Annotated in this window: 17 protein-coding genes and 1 tRNA gene; 14 read left to right on the top strand and 4 right to left on the bottom strand. The window is 52.6% G+C overall.

All coding sequences use genetic code 11. The annotated features are described in order from the left end of the window. The 3 genes from ACY1JZ_RS22160 to ACY1JZ_RS22150 form a co-directional block, all read right to left on the bottom strand. A complete protein-coding gene (locus ACY1JZ_RS22160) occupies positions 1 to 1,695 on the bottom strand; it encodes a methyl-accepting chemotaxis protein (RefSeq protein WP_462630964.1) in 1,695 nt (564 codons plus the stop codon). A 366-nt stretch (positions 1,696 to 2,061) separates the two neighbouring features. Then, positions 2,062 to 2,145: transfer RNA gene (locus tag ACY1JZ_RS22155), tRNA-Leu, on the bottom strand. A 73-nt stretch (positions 2,146 to 2,218) separates the two neighbouring features. Beyond that, complete coding sequence (locus ACY1JZ_RS22150) at positions 2,219 to 2,908, bottom strand: helix-turn-helix domain-containing protein (protein WP_462630963.1); 690 nt, start codon at positions 2,906 to 2,908, stop codon at positions 2,219 to 2,221. A gap of 467 nt (positions 2,909 to 3,375) precedes the next feature. Between ACY1JZ_RS22150 and ACY1JZ_RS22145 the strand changes: the two genes are divergently transcribed. The 10 genes from ACY1JZ_RS22145 (at position 3,376) to ACY1JZ_RS22100 (ending at position 16,085) form a co-directional block, all read left to right on the top strand. Then, a complete protein-coding gene (locus ACY1JZ_RS22145; protein ID WP_462630962.1) occupies positions 3,376 to 5,106 on the top strand; it encodes an extracellular solute-binding protein in 1,731 nt (576 codons plus the stop codon). 72 nt (positions 5,107 to 5,178) lie between these two features. Next, positions 5,179 to 6,078, top strand: a complete 900-nt coding sequence (locus ACY1JZ_RS22140) for an ABC transporter permease (RefSeq protein ID WP_462630961.1) — start codon at positions 5,179 to 5,181, stop codon at positions 6,076 to 6,078. Between the two features lie 13 nt (positions 6,079 to 6,091). Continuing rightward, positions 6,092 to 6,997, top strand: a complete 906-nt coding sequence (locus ACY1JZ_RS22135) for a carbohydrate ABC transporter permease (protein WP_462630960.1) — start codon at positions 6,092 to 6,094, stop codon at positions 6,995 to 6,997. Between the two features lie 42 nt (positions 6,998 to 7,039). After that, positions 7,040 to 8,815: a sensor histidine kinase gene (locus ACY1JZ_RS22130; RefSeq protein WP_462630959.1), complete on the top strand. Its 1,776-nt coding sequence runs from the start codon at positions 7,040 to 7,042 to the stop codon at positions 8,813 to 8,815. Beyond that, positions 8,790 to 10,436 carry a response regulator transcription factor gene (locus ACY1JZ_RS22125; protein WP_462630958.1) on the top strand — a complete coding sequence of 549 codons (1,647 nt, stop codon included), beginning with the start codon at positions 8,790 to 8,792 and terminating at the stop codon, positions 10,434 to 10,436. Before ACY1JZ_RS22130 ends, ACY1JZ_RS22125 begins: the two co-directional genes overlap by 26 nt. A gap of 308 nt (positions 10,437 to 10,744) precedes the next feature. Further along, positions 10,745 to 12,424, top strand: a complete 1,680-nt coding sequence (gene xynC / locus ACY1JZ_RS22120; protein ID WP_462630957.1) for a glucuronoarabinoxylan endo-1,4-beta-xylanase XynC — start codon at positions 10,745 to 10,747, stop codon at positions 12,422 to 12,424. A 261-nt stretch (positions 12,425 to 12,685) separates the two neighbouring features. Beyond that, the gene (locus ACY1JZ_RS22115; RefSeq protein WP_462630956.1) at positions 12,686 to 14,467 is read left to right on the top strand and encodes an SGNH/GDSL hydrolase family protein; all 1,782 of its coding nucleotides are present in this window, start codon (positions 12,686 to 12,688) and stop codon (positions 14,465 to 14,467) included. Positions 14,468 to 14,488: 21 nt separating this feature from the next. Beyond that, a complete protein-coding gene (locus ACY1JZ_RS22110; RefSeq protein ID WP_462630955.1) occupies positions 14,489 to 15,127 on the top strand; it encodes a polysaccharide deacetylase family protein in 639 nt (212 codons plus the stop codon). A 266-nt stretch (positions 15,128 to 15,393) separates the two neighbouring features. Beyond that, on the top strand, positions 15,394 to 15,669 hold the full coding sequence (locus tag ACY1JZ_RS22105; protein ID WP_462630954.1) for an MBL fold metallo-hydrolase: 276 nt from the start codon (positions 15,394 to 15,396) through the stop codon (positions 15,667 to 15,669). Next, complete coding sequence (locus tag ACY1JZ_RS22100; protein WP_462630953.1) at positions 15,663 to 16,085, top strand: MBL fold metallo-hydrolase; 423 nt, start codon at positions 15,663 to 15,665, stop codon at positions 16,083 to 16,085. Before ACY1JZ_RS22105 ends, ACY1JZ_RS22100 begins: the two co-directional genes overlap by 7 nt. Before the next feature lie 145 nt (positions 16,086 to 16,230). Here the strand turns inward: ACY1JZ_RS22100 and ACY1JZ_RS22095 are convergent, their stop codons facing one another. Continuing rightward, complete coding sequence (locus tag ACY1JZ_RS22095; RefSeq protein WP_462630952.1) at positions 16,231 to 16,854, bottom strand: LysE family translocator; 624 nt, start codon at positions 16,852 to 16,854, stop codon at positions 16,231 to 16,233. A gap of 748 nt (positions 16,855 to 17,602) precedes the next feature. Between ACY1JZ_RS22095 and ACY1JZ_RS22090 the strand changes: the two genes are divergently transcribed. From ACY1JZ_RS22090 to ACY1JZ_RS22075, 4 genes are all read left to right on the top strand, one after another. Next, entirely contained in the window at positions 17,603 to 17,956 is a 354-nt protein-coding gene (locus ACY1JZ_RS22090; RefSeq protein WP_270170348.1) for a cupin domain-containing protein, read from the top strand. A 12-nt stretch (positions 17,957 to 17,968) separates the two neighbouring features. Continuing rightward, on the top strand, positions 17,969 to 19,165 hold the full coding sequence (locus ACY1JZ_RS22085) for an aminotransferase-like domain-containing protein (RefSeq protein WP_462630951.1): 1,197 nt from the start codon (positions 17,969 to 17,971) through the stop codon (positions 19,163 to 19,165). A 14-nt stretch (positions 19,166 to 19,179) separates the two neighbouring features. Beyond that, positions 19,180 to 20,631 carry an AmmeMemoRadiSam system radical SAM enzyme gene (amrS, locus tag ACY1JZ_RS22080; protein WP_462630950.1) on the top strand — a complete coding sequence of 484 codons (1,452 nt, stop codon included), beginning with the start codon at positions 19,180 to 19,182 and terminating at the stop codon, positions 20,629 to 20,631. 128 nt (positions 20,632 to 20,759) lie between these two features. Then, positions 20,760 to 21,548, top strand: a complete 789-nt coding sequence (locus ACY1JZ_RS22075; protein ID WP_462630949.1) for an SDR family oxidoreductase — start codon at positions 20,760 to 20,762, stop codon at positions 21,546 to 21,548. Positions 21,549 to 21,563: the final 15 nt, after the last annotated feature.

Below are 21,563 nucleotides of genomic sequence, written 5' to 3'. Positions count from 1 at the left end.
TCACACCTTGAAGCGGCTGATCGTCAACTGAAGCTTGTCCGCAATCTGGGACAGTGAGGATGCGGCTGAGGATACCTCCTGCATCGAAGAGAGCTGCTCCTGACTGGATGCGGCAACTTGTTCCGTGCTAGCCGCAGCATTCTCGGTCACGCTGGAGATGACCTTCATTGCACTGGCCATCTGCTCGACGCCAGCGGTCATCTGCTCTATAGCTGACGACACGTCCATCGTATCGACAGCCGCCGTGCTGACGGCTTGGCTGATCTGCTGGAAGGACTCCCCTGCGGCATGAACGGTTCGGATGCCAGCTTGCACCTCGTCGGCGACCATGTTCATCGATTGGATCGCCTGGCCTACACCGCCTGTAATCGAGGTGATCAGTGTGGAGACCTGTTCAGCCGATGCGGCGGATTGCTGGGACAGCTTGCGCACCTCGCCCGCTACAACTTCAAAGCCGCGTCCATGCTCTCCTGCACGAGCTGCCTCAATGGAGGCGTTCAGTGCCAGCAGATTGGTCTGTGCAGCGATGTCGGTCATCGTATCGATGATCAGCTGAATTTCCTGGGAATGACCGCCTAGCTCGTCGACGATGCCTCCTAGCTGCTGCACCTTGGCTTGAATGGCATTCATTTGTGTGATGGTGGTCTGAATCGATTCATTGCCGATGCTGGCTTTATGCGATGCTTCCTCCGCCCGCTCAGAAGCGCTCTGTGTACGGGAAGCAATCTGCTGGAAGCCAGATGACATCTCCCCGGTTGTCTGCAACCCGTCGCTCACCAGTTGCACTTGTGTATCTGACCCGGAGGCCAGATCCTGCATCGTTGTTGCAATCTGTCCAGTTACGGCTGTCGCCTGCTCGGCGCTGGCGTTCAGTTCCTCCGCAGCCGCGGACACCTGCATGGCGCCTTGATTCACCTGAATGATAATGGACTTCAGATTATTGGACATCATGTTGAAGGTGCTGGAGAGCTTGCCCAGCTCGTCATCACTCCTCATCTCAATCTTCTCTCCGGTCAGATCGCCGGCGGCAATCTGCTCCGCGACGCTGGAGATCTGCCTTAGCGGGGTGACGATCATCCTGCTGGTCAGGTAGGCGATGATGATGCCGGCGAGTACGACGCTGATTCCCAGAATGACGATCAGCCTTTGAATCTCTTCACTCTGATTCAGAGCCTCCTGGCCCCCGTCCTCAAGCTGCGTGCTCTGATACTGAACCATCTCGTCCAGCGCCTGCTCCAGCTCCGCTACCTTGGTGCGGTCTTCATTAGCCAGCAGGCTGTTGATGGCTTGAACCTGGTTGGCCTTTTTATATTCGATCAGCTTGAGCAGGATGGCGTGGTATTCATTCTCCACAGTGCTGATCTTTCCTAGCAGTACCTGTGTTTCGTTCGAGAAGGAAATACTCTTCATTTCATCGCTCAGCTTCACGAATTCCTCATGATTGGCACGAATTTGATTCATCGCCGCTTCATCGCCGACCTGGGCGTAGCCGCGAGCGGCAGCTTGCTGGGATTTGATCGCTATCAGCATGTCCTTGATTTGCAGCATTTTATGTACCCGGTCTTCAAGCAACTGATTGTAGGTGGTGTTCAGCGAGGAGATCTGATAGTTTCCTATGAAGATAATCATAATCATCAAGGCAATCACTGCGGTAAAGCCGGAAAATAGTTTGATGCGGATGGACATATTTCTCATAAGCTGCCTCCCGAAATAGGTTATATGCCTTATTCACAAATAGGAGTGGCAAGACGGCCACGACTCAACCAAAGCTGCTCCGAAATGTAACGTAATATCGTCTGAAAACCGGAGTATAATGGGTTGTAATACCCATTTATCATACCATACACAGTTCTTGATAACCATTACAAAAGTCCTAATTATGTCAATGTGTGGGAGAGGAAGAGCGCAGTAGAGTGGATGGTCTGATAGGGGGCGAATAGGATGAATTTCGGTGGGCTGGAGTTCCATGAGATGAATGGGATGAGGTCTGGGGCTATGCAATACAAAAAAAGCTTATCCATGCTGCTAGAGCATAGATAAGCTAATGATGATTAAATGGAATGCGGTCGAGAGGACTCGAACCTCCACGGTATTGCTACCACTGGAACCTGAATCCAGCGCGTCTGCCAATTCCGCCACGACCGCATGTTGTGTTGCCAACGAATAATAATATAGCATATTCATTTCATGACGGTCAAGCTTTTTTTGAGGCGCATTTCTATACAAGTGGCTTGATCAGGTCATTCCCGTTAATGTCCAGTAAACGAAATGCTTGCTCGACCATTTGCTTGTCTTGCCCGAATAGGTGGGTCGAGTCTGTACCGTTTGCCTTCGTTACAAAATTAAACTGCTGAACCATGAAGTCTGAGTTGCAAAGCACGACTGTTTTTTTACTGTACTCGTACAAATGGCGCTGGAATAGATCTGCTTCTTCAATAATTTCTGGTGAGTACACCGCAGGCTCACCTTGTGAAGTAAGCATCTGGCGATGATCTACCAAGACACTTAACCCCCCTTTGCCAAATGCAGAACAGATACCAAGAATCTGTGAGGATAAATGTTTTACCTCTTTTCTATCCGAGAATAAACCCTTCACCTCAAAGGAAAGCACTCTGCTTTCTTGGTCAAGACTATAATGGAATCGCTCCGAAAATGGCACAGCGAATTCCTTCTTCACGTAAGCCGGTTTTACAGTAAACCGTTCATCAGAAAATAAATAGCCTACAGATACTCGCAGCCCCGATGCAATCCGCTCAATACTCTGAAGAGAAATATTGCGCCTGCCTCTTTCCACTGCGCTTAGATACGCTCGATCCATCTGGGCGCGTTCAGCCAGCAGCTCCTGTGAAATGCCTGATTTTGCACGTAGTTCCTTTATACGAAGTCCAAATTCTGCTTGTATTTTCAATACAGATAACCTCCACTGAATCGATAAATGCAGGTACTAGGGCGTGTCTGAAAACTCTGAACGGAACAGATCTGGCCGAATTTTCGTTCCAGGCAAGGCGCATTTTCGCAGGCGTACCGGGGGTACGTCAAGAAAAAGCAACGCAGCATGGGGCGAAAAGGCGGGGAGAGATGCCCTTGAACGGGTGTTCAGACACGACCTAGGTACATATATCGACCAAGTCGTTCTTTTGATGTAGAGCAAAAGCCAAGGAAGTTACAAATGCAGCTTATAATCAACGGGCGTGATCTTTGTATTGACCTCGCCGATCGAGAAAGCGTTAACAGAAAACGTAAATAGAACGCTTACATTTCTGTAAAGGCAGGATAAGCAATGTAAAGAGTTGCGCATTGCCGGAAGCTGTTTTGCACCTCATAATAAATAGTGTAATCAACTGCAAGATACACAAACTTGTTGGGGGGATGCACATGAGCAACAGGAAGACGAGATGGATAAAGGGGATGTCGGCGGCCTTGGCTGCGGCGATGGTTCTCAGCGCTTGCTCCGGAAATAGCGAAACAGGCAGCACGGGTACAGGGAATAAGGAGCCGGCCAAGGAGCCATCCAATCAACAAAGCACGAATTCGACAACAAATGACCAGCCGCTAGGCAAGTATGATCCGCCGATCGAGGTATCCTTTGTCCGGGATTTGAACGACGTCGTGGAAAACAATGTACTTAGCGTCCTTGATGGCGAGACGATCGAGGATAACCGCTGGTCGAGGCTCTATGAGGAGCAGCTCGGCATCAAGATCAAGTATGATTGGATCGTGAAGGGTTCCCCTACCTCTGATCAATATCTACAAAAGATCAATGTAACGCTGGCCTCCGGCACACTGCCTGATGTCATTCCGGTCAATGCCACGCAGTTGAAGCAGTTGGCTGATTCCGACCAGATCGAGGATATGACGCCATTGTATGAGAAATTTGCTTCGCCGCTGACGAAGGAGGTTCTCTCGCAGGAAGGAACCAGCCCATTCGATGCCGCTACCTTTGATGGCAAGCTGATGGCGATTCCGCAGCTCGAGTCTTCGATTGAACGTTCGATGTATATCTGGATTCGTACAGACTGGCTGAATAAATTGAAGCTGGAGCCACCGAAAACGATCGCTGATGTTTTGAATATATCGAAAGCGTTTACAGAGAACGATCCTGACGGCAACGGCAAGCCGGACACCTACGGCCTTGGATTAACCAAAGACCTGTGGGGCGGAGCAATGGGGCTTGAAGGCTTCATGGCAGCCTATAACGCTTATCCGAACATCTGGGTTGAAGACGGATCTGGCAATCTGGTCTACGGCAGCATTCAGCCAGAGGTTAAGAAAGCGCTTCAGGTGCTGCAGGAGATGTCCAAGAACGGGCAGATCGATCAGGAGTTCGGCATTAAGGATGGAGGCAAAGTATCGGAGACGATCTCCTCCGGCAAGATTGGCATGGAGTATGGAGAGCAATGGAACTCGATCTGGCCGCTGCAGTTGAATCGCAACAATGATCCGAATGCGCAATGGCAGGCTTTCCCGATCGTATCGGAATCAGGCGAGACGCCTAAGGTACCGCTCAAGTTCAGCACGACTCGTTTCTTTGCCGTGAAGAAGGGAGCAGCCAACCCGGAAGCGGTCATCAAGATGTTCAATCTCCATCTGGAGAAGAACTGGGGCGAGACGGCGGAGTTTGACAAATACTATGCGCCGCCGGAAGCGGAGAGCGTATGGCAACTGTCACCGGTTACGCCGTACCCTGCGATGAAGAATGTAGACGCGTTCCGTGAGATTGATGCTGCCCGCAAAGCAGGAGATTTCTCAGTACTCAAGGGCGAGGCCAAGACCATTCAGGAGAAGCTGGACATGTTCGCATCAGGCACCTCGGAAGGCTTTGCGCTGTGGGGCTGGGAGCGGATCTACGGTCCGGAAGGCTCGATGGGAATTGCCGACCAGTATGATAAGAACAAGCAATTCTTGATGGATAAATTTGTTGGCGCACCAACGCCGACCATGGTCGAGCGGAAATCGACGCTTGAGAAGCTGCAAAATGAAGTGTTTGTGAAAATCATCCTGGGCGAATCGATCGACAAATTCGATCAATTTGTACAGGATTGGAAGAAGCTAGGCGGAGATCAAATTACGCAAGAAGTCAACGATTGGTATAAAGCGGCGAAATAAGCCATCCTTCAGAGGAAGAAACCTGCTTTCTTCCTCTGACTTATTCTGGCTAGCCAGTGTGGGGGAGAACAGATGAAAGCAAAATTTATTCGAGAGCTGCCGTTGCATATTATGATCTTGCCGGGGCTGATACTGATAATCCTATTCTCATACATCCCGATGTCCGGTATCATCATCGCTTTTCAGAAGTTTATTCCTGCCAAGGGCCTATTTGGCGACCAGAAATGGATTGGCTGGGACAACTTCTCCTATGTGATGCATCTACCTAGCTTTTCGCAGGTGATGTGGAATACGCTATTTATCGCCAGCTTCAAGCTGCTGCTAGGACTGCTGGTGCCTATTGTTTTTGCGATATTGCTGAATGAACTGAAAAACTCCGTCATCAAGCGCTCGGTGCAGACGGCGATTTACCTGCCGTACTTTCTGTCCTGGGTTGTGCTGGGCGGCATTCTTATCGATATTTTGTCTCCGTCGGGAGGCATCGTCAACAGTTTCCTGGGCTCGCTTGGTTTGCCCAAAATCTTTTTCCTTGGGGATAACAACTGGTTTCCCTTTACACTGATTGGATCAGACGTATGGAAAAACTTTGGCTATGGAACGATTGTCTATCTCGCTGCCATAACCGGCATTGATCCGGGGCTGTATGAAGCGGCCACGATGGACGGCGCCAACCGTTGGCGCAAAATTTGGCATATTACAATTCCAGGCATGCGCATGGTCATTGTGCTGCTGTCGGTGCTAAGCCTTGGTCAATTGCTCAATGCTGGATTTGACCAGGTATTTAACCTGTATAGCCCGCAGGTCTATGAAAGCGGCGATATACTGGATACGTTCGTATACCGGATCGGCTTGCTCGATGCGCAGTACGGCGTAGCAACCGCGGTCGGCTTCTTCAAGTCGGTCATCTCCCTGACGCTCATATCCGGTTCCTATTTCATAGCGTACCGGTTCGCAAAATATCGTATTTTCTAGAGGAGGAACAACAGTGAAGCAACCGCAGACCCATCAACCAGCCGGGAGGAGCAAGCGCTTCGAATGGTTCCCGCCGCTTAACGCCTTCTTTCTCATCCTCGCCTCGCTGCTGTGCGTGCTGCCGCTTATCCATATTGTGGCGGTATCCTTTAGCTCCAGTGCAGCGGCTTCGGCGGGCTATGTCAAGCTGTGGCCTGTCGACTTTACGCTGGCTTCATACCAATATACTGCCAGCCGCAATGAATTCTGGCAATCGATGATGGTGTCGCTGACTCGTATCGGTATCGGCACGCCGCTCAATCTGCTGCTGACGATAATGGTCGCTTACCCGCTATCGAAGGAATCCGGCGCGTTCCGGTTTCGGCTCGTATATGCCTGGCTCTTTTTTATTACGATGCTGTTTAATGGCGGCCTGATTCCTTGGTACATTACGATCAAGCAGTATGGACTGCTCGACTCGATCTGGGCGCTTGTGCTGCCTGGAGCGGTTCCGGTCTTTAGTGTCGTGCTGCTGCTGAACTTTTTTCGTGAGATTCCCAAGGAGCTGGAGGAAGCAGCGCTTATGGACGGGGCAAGCCACTGGAGAATTATGTGGACGATCTTCGTACCGATCTCCAAGCCTGCGCTCGCTACACTCGCGCTGTTCTCGCTGGTCGAGCATTGGAACAACTGGTTCGATGGCTTGCTGCTGATGGGCAGTCCGTCCAACTATCCGCTCCAGAGCTATATCCAGACGATCGTTATTCAGCAGAACCTATCCAATATGTCACGTGATGCCATGCTTAACCTGGTGCTGATCTCAGACCGGACATTGAAGGCATCCCAGATTTTCCTTGGCTCGCTGCCGATTATTATGGCCTATCCGTTTTTGCAAAAATATTTTGTGAAGGGTATTGTGCTGGGAAGCGTCAAGGGATAATATCCAAGTGTAGCCTTACAGTCACAGATTAGGGGGAGCGCTATGCTGCACCGAACAGACTTTTCTCTCCGCAATACGATTTTTCTGCGAATGCTGGTGACCTTTCTGCTGGTCATGCTGCCGATCCTGCTGTTCGGAGCGTACCTGTACCACTGGATTGTGCAGACCGCTAGCGAGGATCTGACCAAGACAGCGGCCTCACAGCTCGAGTTCTATCTCTCCGATCTGGAGAATGAGGTCGAGCGCATGAAGCTGCTGCAGTACAGTCTGCTGGAGGATGAGAATCTGAACAAGCTGGCGCTCATGTGGGGACGAATGGAGACTATAGAGAAGACGGATACGATGAATTCATTGATGAATCGGCTGTTCACGGTGCAGAACAGCAGCATGTACATCAAGGATGTAAGCGTTCATATTGCCTCCATCGGGCGCACGCTGTCGGCTGACGACGGCGTGCGCAACCTGCAGGCGGAGCGGTTCTATGCGATCCGCTCCGTTTTTGGCGCTCCAAGCTCACATATTATCGAGTGGAATGGCGGGCTCTATCTGGGCGCAGCCAAGCAGGCGGGGGTGAAGGGAGCCCAGCCGTTATTCACTGTGGAGATCGAGCTGGATAACACGAGGCTCCAGGAGGCGCTATCACAGTTCAACACGTACCCCGGCAGCGGGACGCTGCTGCTGTCAGGCAGCAGGGGAGTATCGCTGGCAAGTGCGACCGGGGAGCTTAGACAGCTTGACATGAAGCAGCATATCGAGCGATTCGGCGGCATGGAGCCGCTGGCGGCTAATCGACTGGAGCTGTCCGGCAAGGACTACTATACCGTGATGGCACGTTCGGAACGTCTGGAGATGGCGATCTACCGGCTCATTCCCGAGCAAGTGGTACAACAGCCGCTGCAGAAATTTTATGTATGGGCATGGCTGTTTGCGATTGCGACCCTCGTTATTATCGCAGCCTTTGCACTCTCCACCTACATGTATATTCATAAGCCGATGCTCACGCTCGTTAAGAGCTTCCGACGGATGGAGAACGGGGATCTGGATGTTCACATTTCCCATGAGTCCAAGGATGAGTTCCGCTATTTGTACGGACGCTTCAATCAGATGGTGGCTAATCTTCGTTCCTTGATTGACCAGGCCTACAAGCAGAAGATTCTAGCGCAAAAGGCCGAGCTGAAGCAGCTACAGTCGCAGATTAACCCGCATTTTTTGTATAACAGCTTTTTTATTCTGAATACGATGGTTCGCACAGGCGATATGGAACGGATCGAGCAATTTACAACCTTGCTGGGCGAATACTTTCAGTTCGTGACCCGCAATGCCTCCGACACCGTCACGTTAGAGCAGGAGATTCATCATGCGCGCATGTATGCTGAGATTCAGGAGCTGCGCTTCTCCAGACGGGTACAGGTGCGCTTCGACCCGCTGCCGCCTGCGTTGCGGCCATTGACGGTGCCTCGTCTGATCGTGCAGCCGATTATTGAGAATGCCTTCAAATATAGCCTGGAGAGAAAAGCGAAGGGCGGCCGCATGATCATCCGCTTCGAGCATCAGGACGGTGAAGCTCGCATCATAGTCGAGGACAACGGCGAGACACTATCAGATGAGGAGCTGACGAAGCTGGTATTGGCGCTGCAGCAGGCGGAGGAGCAAGCGGAGACAACCGGGCTAGTAAATATTCACCGCCGATTGCTGATGACCTTCGGCGGCAGAGGCGGCCTGCGCTTAGCCAGAAGCGAGCTGGGCGGACTGGAAGTGACCATCGCGATTCCGGCAGGAGGAGGGGAAACGAATGTACAGGATGCTGATCGTGGATGATGAAGAGATTATAACCGATGGTTTGATGGATATATTTAGTAATCTTGATCTGGAGCTTGATCTGTACAAGGCCTATTCGGGTGAGGAGGCGCTGAAGCTGCTGCGCCGGACGAGGGTGGACATCGTACTCTCTGATATCTGCATGCCGGAGATGGACGGGCTGGAGCTGATGAAGCATATTCATAGCAACTGGCCGCAATGCAAGATTGTATTCCTGACAGGTCATAATGAGTTTGACTATGTCTATCAGGCGATACAAAAGCCTGGCGTACAGTATATGCTGAAAAGCGAAGGCTACCCGAAGCTCATCGAAGCGGTGCGGCGCGCGATGACTGAGCTTGAAGAGGCGATGCGTATGAGCCATCTGCTGCAACAAGCCAGAGAGCAACTGCATACGCTCGAAACGCTGGCTCAAGGCGACTATTTCCGTCATTTGTTTCATTCGACTGCCCTGGATCATCAGCGGCTTGGGGATGATCTTCAGCGGCTGGGCATCTCTCTGGATGCCTCGCTGCCTGTCCTGCTCGTCCATGGCATTGTGGTATGCGCAGACCCGGATATCAGCTATGCCGATCGACATGAGGCCGCGCTGGCGGTCAAGTTTCTGTCGGAGTCCTGGCTGGCGGAGCGAACGACAAGTACCGGCATTATCGACCGATATGGGGATCTGATCTGGCTCATTCAGCCTGGTTCAGTCCTGGCAGGGGAGGCCGAGGATCAGCTTTGCCATACGGTCAAGTTTTTGGAGGGTACCTTTGAGCTGATTCAACAAGCCTGCATGGCGACATTGAATGTGTCGCTGGCCGTCACCTTGAGCGGTGAGGCGGAGGCATGGGAGAGCTTGCCTGCTGCCTATGATCGAATCAGGAGACGTCAGCATGATCGGCCAGGAGACGGTACCCGGATGGTGCAGACCGTATCCTTGCGCGATGAGGCATTCGGCGATAAGCCAGCGGTGGCCTATCGAGCGTCCGGGGGCAAATCGGAGATGCTGGCGAACCATCTGGAGGCTGGAAGAAGACAGGAGTTTCTCAATCTCTTCGATGAGCTGGCGGAGGCTGTGACGGGGCAAGGACCGGGCTGTCGCTATACAACGGAACTCTACTATACCATTGCGCTGATGCTCTTATCCTATGCGAATCGCTGGGAGCTGCAGGATAAGACAGGCGCCGACGGGCTGTTGCAGCTTCGGGAGTCGCGGAGCTGGCGGGAGCCGTTTGCCGCTTTGAGGACAGTAGCCGAAACGCTCTTCTCGGTGCGAACCAGCGGGGAGCGCAGGCGGGCAGCGATCACGGTGGAGAAGGTGTGTGCCTATATAGATGAACATATTGGGGAGGACTTGTCTTTGGTAAGGCTGGCGGATATGATTCATTTCAATCCTTCATACCTGTCCAGGCTATTCAAGCAGGAGAAGGGGTTTAACCTGTCAGAGTATATCGAACAGCTTAGGCTGCGCAAGGCCAAGGAGCTGCTAGGCTCCGATGAGCTGAGAGTAGCTGAGGTAGGTTCCCTTGTTGGTTATGATTCTCCGCAATCCTTCACCCGCTTCTTCAAGAAGATGACGCAAATGACACCTCAGGAATATCGGACGCTTGCCGAGGCGGGGAACAGCAGTAAATAATAGGTGTGTAAAAATTTTTATTTTTTTTAAAAAACAAGAAGGAAAAAGTAAAAAAATGTAGAATTATAAGTATTGAATATTCCTTGTCCTTGTTCTCGCTGCCCTGCTTAGCGGAGAGTTTGCTATGCCCTGTGCGCAGGGCATAGGATGCTCAAAAGGGTAAGCGGTTACAATTGGAGGAATAGGCGACTATGAAGAAAGAGGTGATGTTGGATAACGTATGCTGTGCTTGCAAAGGGCAACGCGGCATCATCCATCCAGAGGGGAACAGATGTGGAAATATTATATGACTAGAGGAGATGAATGAAATGATATCCGGCTTCAAAAAAACGATGTGTCTTCTAATGGCAGTGCTTACCGCACTGCCGCTTATGGTAGCTGCTCCTGCTCCGAAGGTTTCGGCAGCCAGTGATGCTATCATCAATCTGGGCTCTGAGAAGCAGCTCATCCGTGGATTCGGCGGCATGAACCATCCAGCCTGGATCGGCGATCTGACTGCTTCGCAGCGGGAGACGGCGTTTGGCAATGGCGCGAACCAGCTTGGATTTACCATCCTCAGAATCTGGATCGACGATAATCGTAATAACTGGAATCGCGAGGTGGCCACAGCCAAGCGGGCTCAGCAGCTCGGAGCACTGGTTTTTGCTTCTCCTTGGAATCCGCCAAGCGATATGGTGGAAACCTTCAACCGCAATGGCACAAGCGCCAAGCGTCTGAAATATGACAAGTATGCAGCGTATGCCCAGCATCTGAACGATTTCGTAGCCTATATGAAAAATAACGGTGTGGATCTGTACGCGGTCTCTGTGCAGAATGAGCCGGATTATGCCCATGACTGGACATGGTGGACACCGCAGGAAATGCTGCGCTTCATGAAGGAGAATGCAGGATCGATTACAACCAAGGTCATGGCGCCTGAGTCGTTCCAATATCTGAAAAATATGTCCGATCCGATCTTGAACGACCCGCAAGCGCTGGCGAATATGGATATTCTGGGCGCTCATACGTATGGCACGCAATTCAGCAATTTCCCGTACCCGCTGTTCAAGCAGAAGGGCGCAGGCAAGGAGCTCTGGATGTCAGAGGTATACTACCCGAACAGCAATATGACCTCGGGTGATCTGTGGCCAGAGGCGCTCGATGTTGCTTATCATATCCATCATAATATGGTGGATGCAGAGTTCCAGGCTTATGTCTGGTGGTATATCCGCCGGGGCTATGGCCCGATGAGAGAGGACGGCAATATTAGCAAGCGCGGCTATTCGATGGCACATTATGCCAAGTTCGTGCGTCCGGGGTATGTGCGTGTAGATGCAACGAAAAATCCGGAAACGAATGTCTTTACCTCGGCTTACAAGGGTGACAATAAGGTGGTCATCGTAGCGGTGAATAGAAGCAACTCGAGCGTGAATCAAAAATTCGTGCTGCAGAACGGCTCGACCTCAAGCGTATCCAGTTGGGTGACGGATGGCTCGCGTAATCTGGCTGCACAGAGCCCGATCAATGTGTCTGGCGGTTCCTTCACAGCCCAGCTTCCTCCACGGAGCGTCATCACCTTTGTCGGCGAGCTCGGCAATAGCAGCGGAGGCGGCAACACTGGCGGTACGACCTACGAGGCGGAAACGAACACAACGCTGACCGGCGCTGATGTGGAATCGCTTCATGCAGGCTATACCGGCAGCGGTTATGTTAATTTCTCAGCGATGACGGATGGTGCCATTCAGTGGAGCAATATCTATGCTGCGGTTGCTGGTACCAAAAATGTCAAGTTCCGCTATGCATTGGAAACCGGTACGAGAAATCTGGATGTCTATGTGAACGGGGTGAAGGTAATCTCCAATGCTCCGTTCAACGCAACGGGCGGATGGGCGAATTGGGGTGAGACGACACTTCAGGTGCCGATGAATGTTGGTACGAACACGCTGCGTGTGGTGACGACCGGCACGGAAGGCCCGAACATCGATAATATTCATGTAACAGCTTCTTAGGAAAATATGAGAAGTATTGCTTCCAGCAGGCGCGAGGGGATGCTGCGTCTGCTGCCCAGCCTTCAGCGCCACTTGTATATAAGTGGCGACTGAAGGCTTTTTCATGATATAGAAGAAACGAAAAGCAGCTTGACGTTCTGTGAACGGAATAATGTATAGAAAGCAAGGATAAACATGTAATTTGGAGGATTGTAATTGTGATAGGGGTAGGTTAATTTGATTATACCTTTGCATGTTATCTTGCCAAATAAGAGAGGAGCCATGAAGTCGATGGACACGACCCATTCGCATCCTGCGATGAGGAACGACTATGCACAGTCGGATACAGCACAGTCGGATACAGCACAGTCGGATACAGCGCAGCCGGTTGCGGCACAGAGCCGGGGAATGTATATTTTATATGACACGATGATTGAGGGCAGACCGTGCCCGGATGGCAGCTTCTCGCATGTGATTTTCCTTGAAGGGAGGCAACTGTCCGATAAAGCCAAGTATATAGGCGGTGTAGAGGATGAGACGGTACTGGAGCTGCTCCGAAGCAGCAGCGGCCTGTACCAGCTCGTACACAGCATTGGGGTTTCCATCCAGGCGCTTGATGAGCAGGATACCGTTGTTCGGTTCACGCTTCAACACTGGGGCAAGACAGACAGGTATTCCGGCACTCAGATGACGGCGGATTGTCCGGCAGATGGAAGCCAGACGCGGCTCATCTTGGGGGAATATGAATGCTCTCCCGATGACGACGCGCCTGGACTGTTCCGGTTTGCGTTCGAACGGGAGGGGGCGCTAGCCAGGGTTCATCTCGTATTGTATCTGAACGAGGGTTACCGGGCAGCGCCGCTCGAGCCTGAACCGCCTGTAGAATTCGGTTCGCCAGCCTATCAGGCGATGATTGCCAGGTCGCTGCTGCATACTGGCAATACGAAGCGGCTCAAGGCTGCGATCGACAAGGCAAGGCGAGGCGAGGAGGTCACCCTTGCCTATATCGGGGGCTCGCTGACGCAGGGAGCAGGCGCTGTGCCGTTGCATAGCCAGTGCTATGCGTACCGCTCCTGCGAACGCTTCAGGCAGTTGTATGGTGGAGCGGGGGGCGATTCAATCCGTCTGGTAAAAGCCGGCGTAGGAGGCACCTCGTCGGAGCTGGGTGTTGTGAGGTACGAACGGGATGTGCTGCGTGAGGGAGCGGTGCAGCCCGACATTGTCGTTATTGAATTCGCGGTGAACGATGCGGATGATGAGACCCGCGGCGCCTGCTTCGAGAGTCTCGTGCTGAAGGCGCTGCATGCGGCCAATCGACCCGCGGTGATTCTCTTGTTCAGTGTGTTCATCCAGGACTGGAACCTGCAGGATCGGCTGGCGCCTGTAGGCTGGCATTATGATCTGCCGATGGTGAGCGTCAAGGATGCGGTTGTGGAGCAATTCTATCTAACGCGAGAGAAGGGGCAGGTTGTCTCCAAGCGCCAGTATTTCTCGGACATCTATCACCCGACGAATACAGGGCATGCGATTATGACGGATTGTCTGGAGCTATTGTTCCACACGGTGGATCGCACTGTGGCCCATGAGCAGGATGTGGAGCTAGACAAACCGCCGCTGATCGGCGGCGAGTTCTCCGAGGTTCGTCTGCTTGACCGCAGACATACGTATCCACTGGCAACGATTGAGGAAGGCGGCTTCCATGAGACGGACCTGGATCTGCAACTTGCGGAGCTGGATGATCATGCGCACGGAACGCCGTTGTTTCCTTACAATTGGATGCATGGGGATGATGCGAACAACAGCAGCTTCAAGCTGACGCTGAGCTGCCGCAGCCTGATTATGCTCTATAAGGACTCAGGCAGCTCCGCATTCGGCACAGCACAAATAACAGTGGACGGCGAGCTGTTCAAGACGGCTGATCCGCATGCGATTAACTGGACGCATTGCAATGCGATGCTGTTGCTCAACGAGCCGACTGCTCGCGAGCATACGGTTGAGATTTGCATGCAGCCAGGGCATGAGAATCGGCGCTTCACTATTCTCGGATTCGGATATGTCGGATAGCGATCAAAGGAGATATGGAATATGAACGATAAGAAGGAAATACACAAGGTCTCCACTACGGAGCGGGTAGTGGCCTTCACATTTGACGATGGGCCGCATCCCATCTATACGAAGCAACTGCTTGATATTTTCCGCGATGCGGGCGGCAAGGCTACGTTCTTCATGATCGGGGAGCAGATCGATGCATTCGAGGAGACAGCGGCTCTGGTTCACGCGGAAGGGCACGAGATTGGCAACCACACCTACACGCATCCGTTTCTGACCAAGATTACGCCGGAGCAGGCGTTGGCGGAGCTGGAGCGGTCTGATGAGCGAATCAGGCGCATTACCGGGGAGCCGGTGAAGAGCTTCCGGCCGCCCTACTTTGATGCGGATGAAGGGATCTACAAGCTGGCCGAGCAGCTCGGCTATCATTCGGTCGGTGCCCTCAATCTGGAGGCGCGGGATTGGGAGCAGCCCCAGCCGAGTGTGGAGTATATGGCGGAACAGACGAGAACGACCCTGGATAGCGGTAGTATCTTCATCTTCCACGACGGGTATGGCGACCGTTCACGAACGGTCGAGACGGTGCGAGTGCTGGTGAAGGAGCTGGCTGCCCAGGGGTACCGGTTCGTTACTGCCAGCGAGCTGCTCGCCCTCGCTGATCGTGGCTCAGCGTAGGTATAGAGGCGCGCCAACATTCCGCAGGCGATTGTTGAGCGGGTGCCTCGGCGTTCTATCATGAATAGTAACGGAGCACCAGGGGCTGGCCGCAAGCGCAATTCTACGTGTATTCATCAAAGCTCAACCCCCAAGAATGAAGTTCAACGTTCTTGGGGGTTTACTTTGCATGATGAGAAGGAACGACTTCCTTCAGCCGTCTCTGCAGGCGATGAATATGGTTAGGCAGCTTGTACACAGACCCGTACTTTGCGGATGCAGGCACTTTGCCGGCGATATGGAATACCCCGCGCGGGCAGTTGCGCAATCCACTCGTTCCATTGCCGCTGCCAGTGTCCGAGTTGACCGCAGTTGACGCAGTCATTATAACATATCTTCACCCGGATCATTATGATGAAGCAGCGTCGAAGGCCATCCCTAAGGACATGCCCCTCTATGTCCAATCCGTAGCTGATGCAGCGGCGGTGCGAAAGCATGGGTTCCAACGGGTTCATGTGCTTGGCGAGGAGCCGACACGGATCGGTGTGAGGTTACTATGGTGAAAACAGGTGGACAGCATGGTACAGGCAGCATCGGCCGTCTGATGGGCAGTGTACGCGGGGTTGTTCTGAGCCATCCTGAGGAGCCGGTGCTGTACATTGCTGGTGATACAATCTGGTGTGCTGAGGTAGAGCAGACGATTCAAGCCCATAGACCAGAGATTATTGTCGTTAATGGCGGAGAGGCGCAATTTCGATGTGGGCGTCCCATTACGATGGGAGTGGAGGATATATGGCGTGTGCATGAAGCGGCTCCCGAGGCGGATATTGTTGTTGTGCATATGGAGGCGCTCAATCATTGTTTGCTTACCCGGACGGAACTGAGCGAGGCTGTAAGGAAAGGGGGGCTTGAGAGCAAAATACAAATCCCGGCTGATGGACAGCGCATGCTCTGGGCGAAATCGCCTGCGACACCGTAATACCCGCCCAGCATAACATGTATTGACCCCATGGACACGGTTCACCCTAGCGGCTCAGCCTAATGTTTCCCAGGCTGAGCCGCTACCTTGTTGCGTGAGCTTACTACTACATCAGCCAATTATGCAGAGGTCGGCAGGGTGACGCTTAGAAGAAGGCGGATTGGAAGATCGAGACGATCGCGAGCGCCATAATGGCCACGCCTGAGATCCGGTTCACCCAGCGCATCCCTGATGGACGCAGCCTGTCTCTCACGCTGCCGGAGAGCGTGCAGAGCAGCACCCACCATAAGGCCGACCCAAGGAAGATGCCGACTAGCAAAGCAATGATACGAACCGGACTGCCATGCCCTGCTACCAGTCCCGCGCTGGAAATAATACCAATGAACAGCAGGATCGTCATCGGGTTGGATAGCGTCATGAGAAAAGCAGAAAGGTAGCTTCTGAGCAATGAAGTAGGGCGGGGCCGCTCACCATGGTCTGTGGCTGCTGACGAGCGATACATGTTGAAGCCGATCACAATTAAGATACAGGCGCCTATCAGTTGAATCCAAGCTTTGTAACCGCTCAAAAATGCAGCAAGTCCACTAATGCCCAGTGCGCCGATCATGCCATAGATCAAGTCGGCCGATGCCGCGCCCAGCCCGGACACGATGCCGGATGTTCTCCCCTGGACGATCGAACGCTTGATGCACAAAATTCCGATCGGGCCCACAGGTGCAGCGACCAGCAAGCCATAGATTGCCCCCTGAAACAAATCATATCCTACCATGGGTATGCTCCCCTCATTGCGATCATCAATAATCTATATGCCGAACAGACGAATCGATGAAGATGATTTGATAGTATAATCCTTATTATACTATCAAATCCATTATATTACTCTATTTTCTATCTGCATGCGTCAAAAAAAGTAGAAGTCGCTGATCAAGAATCGGGCGGAATAGCAGGGTATATCGTAGCCGATTCGACAAGGCCAGGATAGTTGTTGCGCAATGAGACAAGAAGCAAGAGGGGCAGACACTACGAGAAGGCCCGTTGCAGGGAGGGTGTCGAAACGTAGTAAAAAAGAGAAAAACAGATATGTACATATATTGTAATTCATGTTAAAATATGCTTGTATCTATAATTAACACCTATAAATTGACATATGTGAAACAGGGGTAACCGATACCAGCTAAACTTTGGCGGGTCTACTGGTATCGGTCACGGTGTGAGGTTTTTTGAAAGGTAAGATCGTATAAGTTCCAGACTTATACCTTCTTGTTTTCTATGCGAAACGGAGCTTTGCCCGTTAAGGGCTAAGACGCCGTTTCATTTGAAAACCTCATTTTTCAGCCTCCGATCGAAATCGTGGACATCAATGAGACGTTCAAAAAACGACACTTTTTATTATACCCTATTATTTATATTTTATCAATAAAAATATAAAAAAAGTAGATTATGGATCGGAGGTGAGGCCGCTTTCACAAAGAGCCATTCGATGTCCGCAAGGCAAACTAAGCAAAGGATGTGAGAACATGATTATCAGCCGTAATTCAGTTCCGTTTACGAATCCGTTTGATGGTCTGGAACGTCGTGTGCTGGCCTACAATGACAACATTATGCTGGTGGAGCATGTAATGGAGAAGGGCTCGATCTTCCCGGAGCATAGTCATCCACATGACCAGATTGGCTATTTGTTGAAAGGCCGACTTAGAGTTCTGTGCGACGGACAGGAGTATTATCTCGATGAGGGAGACAGCTTCGCGGTTAAGGGCGGCGTCCTTCATCAGGTATTTGCACTGGAGGATTCTGTCGCGCTCGATTTCTTTAACCCTGTTCGTGAGGATTACGTTGAGGAAGTAGCCCGTCTTCGTTCCAGTGTCGGTTAAGGGGGCAAAGCGATGATTCAATGGAATTCTTTCTATGCAGCCCGAGCGCAGGGAGATTATCAGAATCTGGTGTCCACCCTCGCCGATTCAATCGTGCAGATGGCTGGAGGCTTCCCTGATGAGCGAGTGTTTCCAGGGGCTGAGGCTCTGGAGGCGATGCAGAGCTTATATGAACAGGCTGGACCGGCATTGATGCAATACGCTGGGCCGATTGGCTATGAGCCGCTGCGTCAATGGGTGGCCGAGCGCGCTGGAGGCAGCACAGCGCTGAGCGCTAACCATGTGCTGCTCACACATGGCGCGCAGCAGGGGATCGACCTGATCGCCCGTATGCTGCTCGATCCGGGAGACACCGTTATTGTAGAGGCGCCGACATTCCATGGGGCGCTGTGGGTATTTCAATCTCATGGAGCCCGCATCCTGTCCGTTCCGCTTGAGCAGGATGGCATGGATGTAAGCTGCTTGAAGCAGATGCTTGCAGATCTTGCTCGCACCAACCAGCTTCCGAAATTTATCTATACGATTCCTACCTTCCACAACCCTACAGGCTATACGACTTCTCTGGAACGCCGTGTTGCTATGCTCGAAATATGCAGCACGTTCGGAGTGCCGATCGTAGAGGACCTTCCCTATAGCGACATCTGGTACGACGCTCCTCCCTTACCTTCTTATCTTGAATTAAGCGATCATTCCGTTTCCGTTATTCAACTGGGTACCTTCTCCAAGACACTGTGTCCAGCCTTTCGTGTGGGCTGGATGATTGGCGATGAGTCGTTCATAGCCAAAACCATTCATTTCAAGCATATCTCGGACACCTGCTCCAGTCTGCTCATGCAGCGGACAGCGCATGAGCTATGCAGCAACGGATTTCTGGAGCGCAATGTAAGCAAAGCCCGGAATCTGTACCGTCAAAAGCGGGATGCGTTGATGGAGGCTTTGGCTCGGCATCCGATAGAAGGAGCAAGCTGCTCCAGACCAGGCGGCGGTTTCTTCGCTTGGCTGACACTGCCCGCAGGGATGTCGGCTACTGTATTGAAGAAGCATGCGCTGGAAGCAGGGGTCGCCGTCGCGGCATCCCCGATGTTCTACGAAGAAGAGGGCAGGGATCACGCCTGCCGCATCACATTTTCCTGTCCGCAGGCTGCCGAGATCGAGACGGGTGTGGGCAGGCTTGCAACGGCAATGAATAGACTGATTCAACAAATCTAGGAGGCGATGAAGGTATGGCTAAGGCAACTGAACAGCAAAGCTGGAAGGAAAGTCATCATGAGGCGAGATTATGGAGCAAGCTGGACAACGGGAAGGTGCAATGTCATCTGTCCCCGCGCGAGTGTATCATGAGCGAGGGCAAGGCCGGATTTTGCGGCGTGCGCAAAAATGAAGGTGGAAGGCTGGTCACGCTGAATTATGGCAAAGCCACACAAATTACGGAGGAATCCGTGGAGACGGAGGCGGTCTTTCATTATGCGCCCGGCTCGAAGATCCTGTCGCTCGGCAACCTGGGCTGCATGATGAACTGTGATTACTGCCATAACTGGCAGACCAGTCAGGCCAAATATGTCAGGGACAAGGATGTGAAATATTATACGCCGGAGCAGGTCGTGGAGACTGCGCTGGATCGCGGCATTCCGATCATCTCGTGGACGTATAATGACCCGGTTGTATGGCATGAATTCATATTGGATACCGGTCGCATCGCCAAGCAGAACGGATTAATCAACCTCTACAAATCGGCGTTCTTCATCAGCCTGGAGGGAGCCAAGGAGCTATGCGAGGTCATTGACATATTCAGCGTCTCGATTAAGTCGATGGATGAGAAATGGTACCGCAAGATTAGCAAGGGCTGGCTGCCGCCTGTGCTTGATGCGACGAAATATGTCTTTGATCAGGGCAAGCATGTCGAGGTCAGCTCGCTCCTGGTAACGGATGCTAATGATGATGATGAGAGCACGAAGCGGCTGGCGGATTGGGTACTGACGAATCTGTCGGAGGATACGCCGGTTCATCTGGTGCGCTTCCACCCGGACTATAAGTATACACATGTACAGCGGACACCAATTGACAGGCTGGAGCGTGCAAGAGAGCTGGCGATGAGCATGGGATTGAAATATGTCTATCTCGGCAACTGCTATGATACAGAGAGCGTCAATACGTTCTGCACCTCCTGTGGACATGCCCTGATCGAACGATATGGGTTGAATGCCCGCCCGGTTGGATTGGAGAGCGAGAACAAATGCGCCAAGTGCAGTACAAGCATTCCGCTGATTCAACTGCCGGAGCTGACGCCGCGTCTGCGTAAGGAGCAGTTGGTGGAATCTAGCGAAGAGCTGGTGACGCGCAAGTTCACCTATCACGGGGATGTGAAGGCTTGCCATGTCGAGGCGGCGAATCCGACCGATATGCTGACCTCCATTACGTATCGGCGGATTGCAACAGATGGCTCGCAGTTAGGAGAGGTCGAGACGGTGGTGATGAAGCCACACTCCGAATACCGCTTTATTATATCCAAGGGATATAAGGAGGAGGTGGGTATAGAGATCAAGCATCAGGAATGCTTGATGACACGCATCTTTGAAGTATTCGACCGCGCCCATTACCCGACCGATGATTTCAGCGTAACGCAAGGGTTAAGTGATATTACCCCGATTACGACCTTGCAGATCCATGCCAAGTAATCAAGATAACCAGGCACAGTGGTAGGCTGTGGAGGCGATGGCCCAGGTGCAGGTGCAGATGCAGCAGTCTGCGCGAGGAGCACGCCTCCAGCCATCCAGACGACAAAATAATCAAGGAGCGTGGCGACATGGATATGGGATTAACGGGAAGGGGTGTGCTGGTCACGGCGGCTAGTCGAGGGCTGGGCAGAGCCATCGCGGAAGCCTTCGCCTCCGAAGGCGCCAATGTGATGATCGCCTCCAGAACAGAAGCCGACCTGATTCGCGCTTGCAGCGAAATAGAGGCCAAGACGGGGCGCACTGTTCACTATATGGTGGCGGATGTAGCCCGGCCGGCTGATATTGAGCGGCTGTATGCAATGGCAGGCGACCGGCTAGGTCGGCTGGATGTGCTGATTACCAACGCGGGCGGCCCGCCTAGCGGCTCCTTCGAGACGATGACGGAGGAGAAATGGGAGAGCTCGTTTCAGACGCATCTGATGAGCGTTGTGCGGTTGACGCAGGGGGCTTTGCCGCTCATGCGGGCGGCTGGCGGCGGCCGAATCATTCATATTGCCTCCAGCTCGGTGAAGCAGCCGATCGAAGGGCTTGTGCTATCCAATACGTTCCGCGCGGCCATTGCGGGGCTGGCGAAGACCCTCTCTATCGAGCTGGCGCCGGATCAGATCCTGGTCAATACGATTGGGCCTGGACGGATCGCAACAGAGCGCACCTTATCGCTTGACCGGCAGAAGGCGACAGCGCTGGGCAAAGAGGTGGCGGAGGTGGAGGCGGAATCGCGCCGTAATATTCCGCTGGGACGCTACGGGACGCCTGAGGAGTTCGCTCGAATTGTCGTATTTTTGTGCTCGGCTGCGAATAGCTTCATTACCGGGCAGACGCTGCTGGTGGATGGCGGCATGGTTCGCGCACTATAAAGGGAGGAAACCATA

This window comes from Paenibacillus sp. J5 (assembly GCF_054955055.1).
The sequence above is the reverse complement of the archived record's forward strand: the minus strand, read 5'-3'. Positions and strand labels throughout refer to the sequence as shown.

Bases quoted from the DNA above. Each gene is read 5' to 3' on its own strand.
- ACY1JZ_RS22160 (WP_462630964.1), bottom strand. From the start codon at position 1,695: ATGAGAAATATGTCCATCCGCATCAAACTATTTTCCGGCTTTACCGCA.
- ACY1JZ_RS22145 (WP_462630962.1), top strand. From the start codon at position 3,376: ATGAGCAACAGGAAGACGAGATGGATAAAGGGGATGTCGGCGGCCTTG.
- ACY1JZ_RS22140 (WP_462630961.1), top strand. From the start codon at position 5,179: ATGAAAGCAAAATTTATTCGAGAGCTGCCGTTGCATATTATGATCTTG.
- ACY1JZ_RS22130 (WP_462630959.1), top strand. From the start codon at position 7,040: ATGCTGCACCGAACAGACTTTTCTCTCCGCAATACGATTTTTCTGCGA.
- ACY1JZ_RS22125 (WP_462630958.1), top strand. From the start codon at position 8,790: ATGTACAGGATGCTGATCGTGGATGATGAAGAGATTATAACCGATGGT.
- xynC (WP_462630957.1), top strand. From the start codon at position 10,745: ATGATATCCGGCTTCAAAAAAACGATGTGTCTTCTAATGGCAGTGCTT.
- ACY1JZ_RS22115 (WP_462630956.1), top strand. From the start codon at position 12,686: ATGAAGTCGATGGACACGACCCATTCGCATCCTGCGATGAGGAACGAC.
- ACY1JZ_RS22110 (WP_462630955.1), top strand. From the start codon at position 14,489: ATGAACGATAAGAAGGAAATACACAAGGTCTCCACTACGGAGCGGGTA.
- ACY1JZ_RS22100 (WP_462630953.1), top strand. From the start codon at position 15,663: ATGGTGAAAACAGGTGGACAGCATGGTACAGGCAGCATCGGCCGTCTG.
- ACY1JZ_RS22095 (WP_462630952.1), bottom strand. From the start codon at position 16,854: ATGGTAGGATATGATTTGTTTCAGGGGGCAATCTATGGCTTGCTGGTC.
- ACY1JZ_RS22090 (WP_270170348.1), top strand. From the start codon at position 17,603: ATGATTATCAGCCGTAATTCAGTTCCGTTTACGAATCCGTTTGATGGT.
- ACY1JZ_RS22085 (WP_462630951.1), top strand. From the start codon at position 17,969: ATGATTCAATGGAATTCTTTCTATGCAGCCCGAGCGCAGGGAGATTAT.
- amrS (WP_462630950.1), top strand. From the start codon at position 19,180: ATGGCTAAGGCAACTGAACAGCAAAGCTGGAAGGAAAGTCATCATGAG.
- ACY1JZ_RS22075 (WP_462630949.1), top strand. From the start codon at position 20,760: ATGGATATGGGATTAACGGGAAGGGGTGTGCTGGTCACGGCGGCTAGT.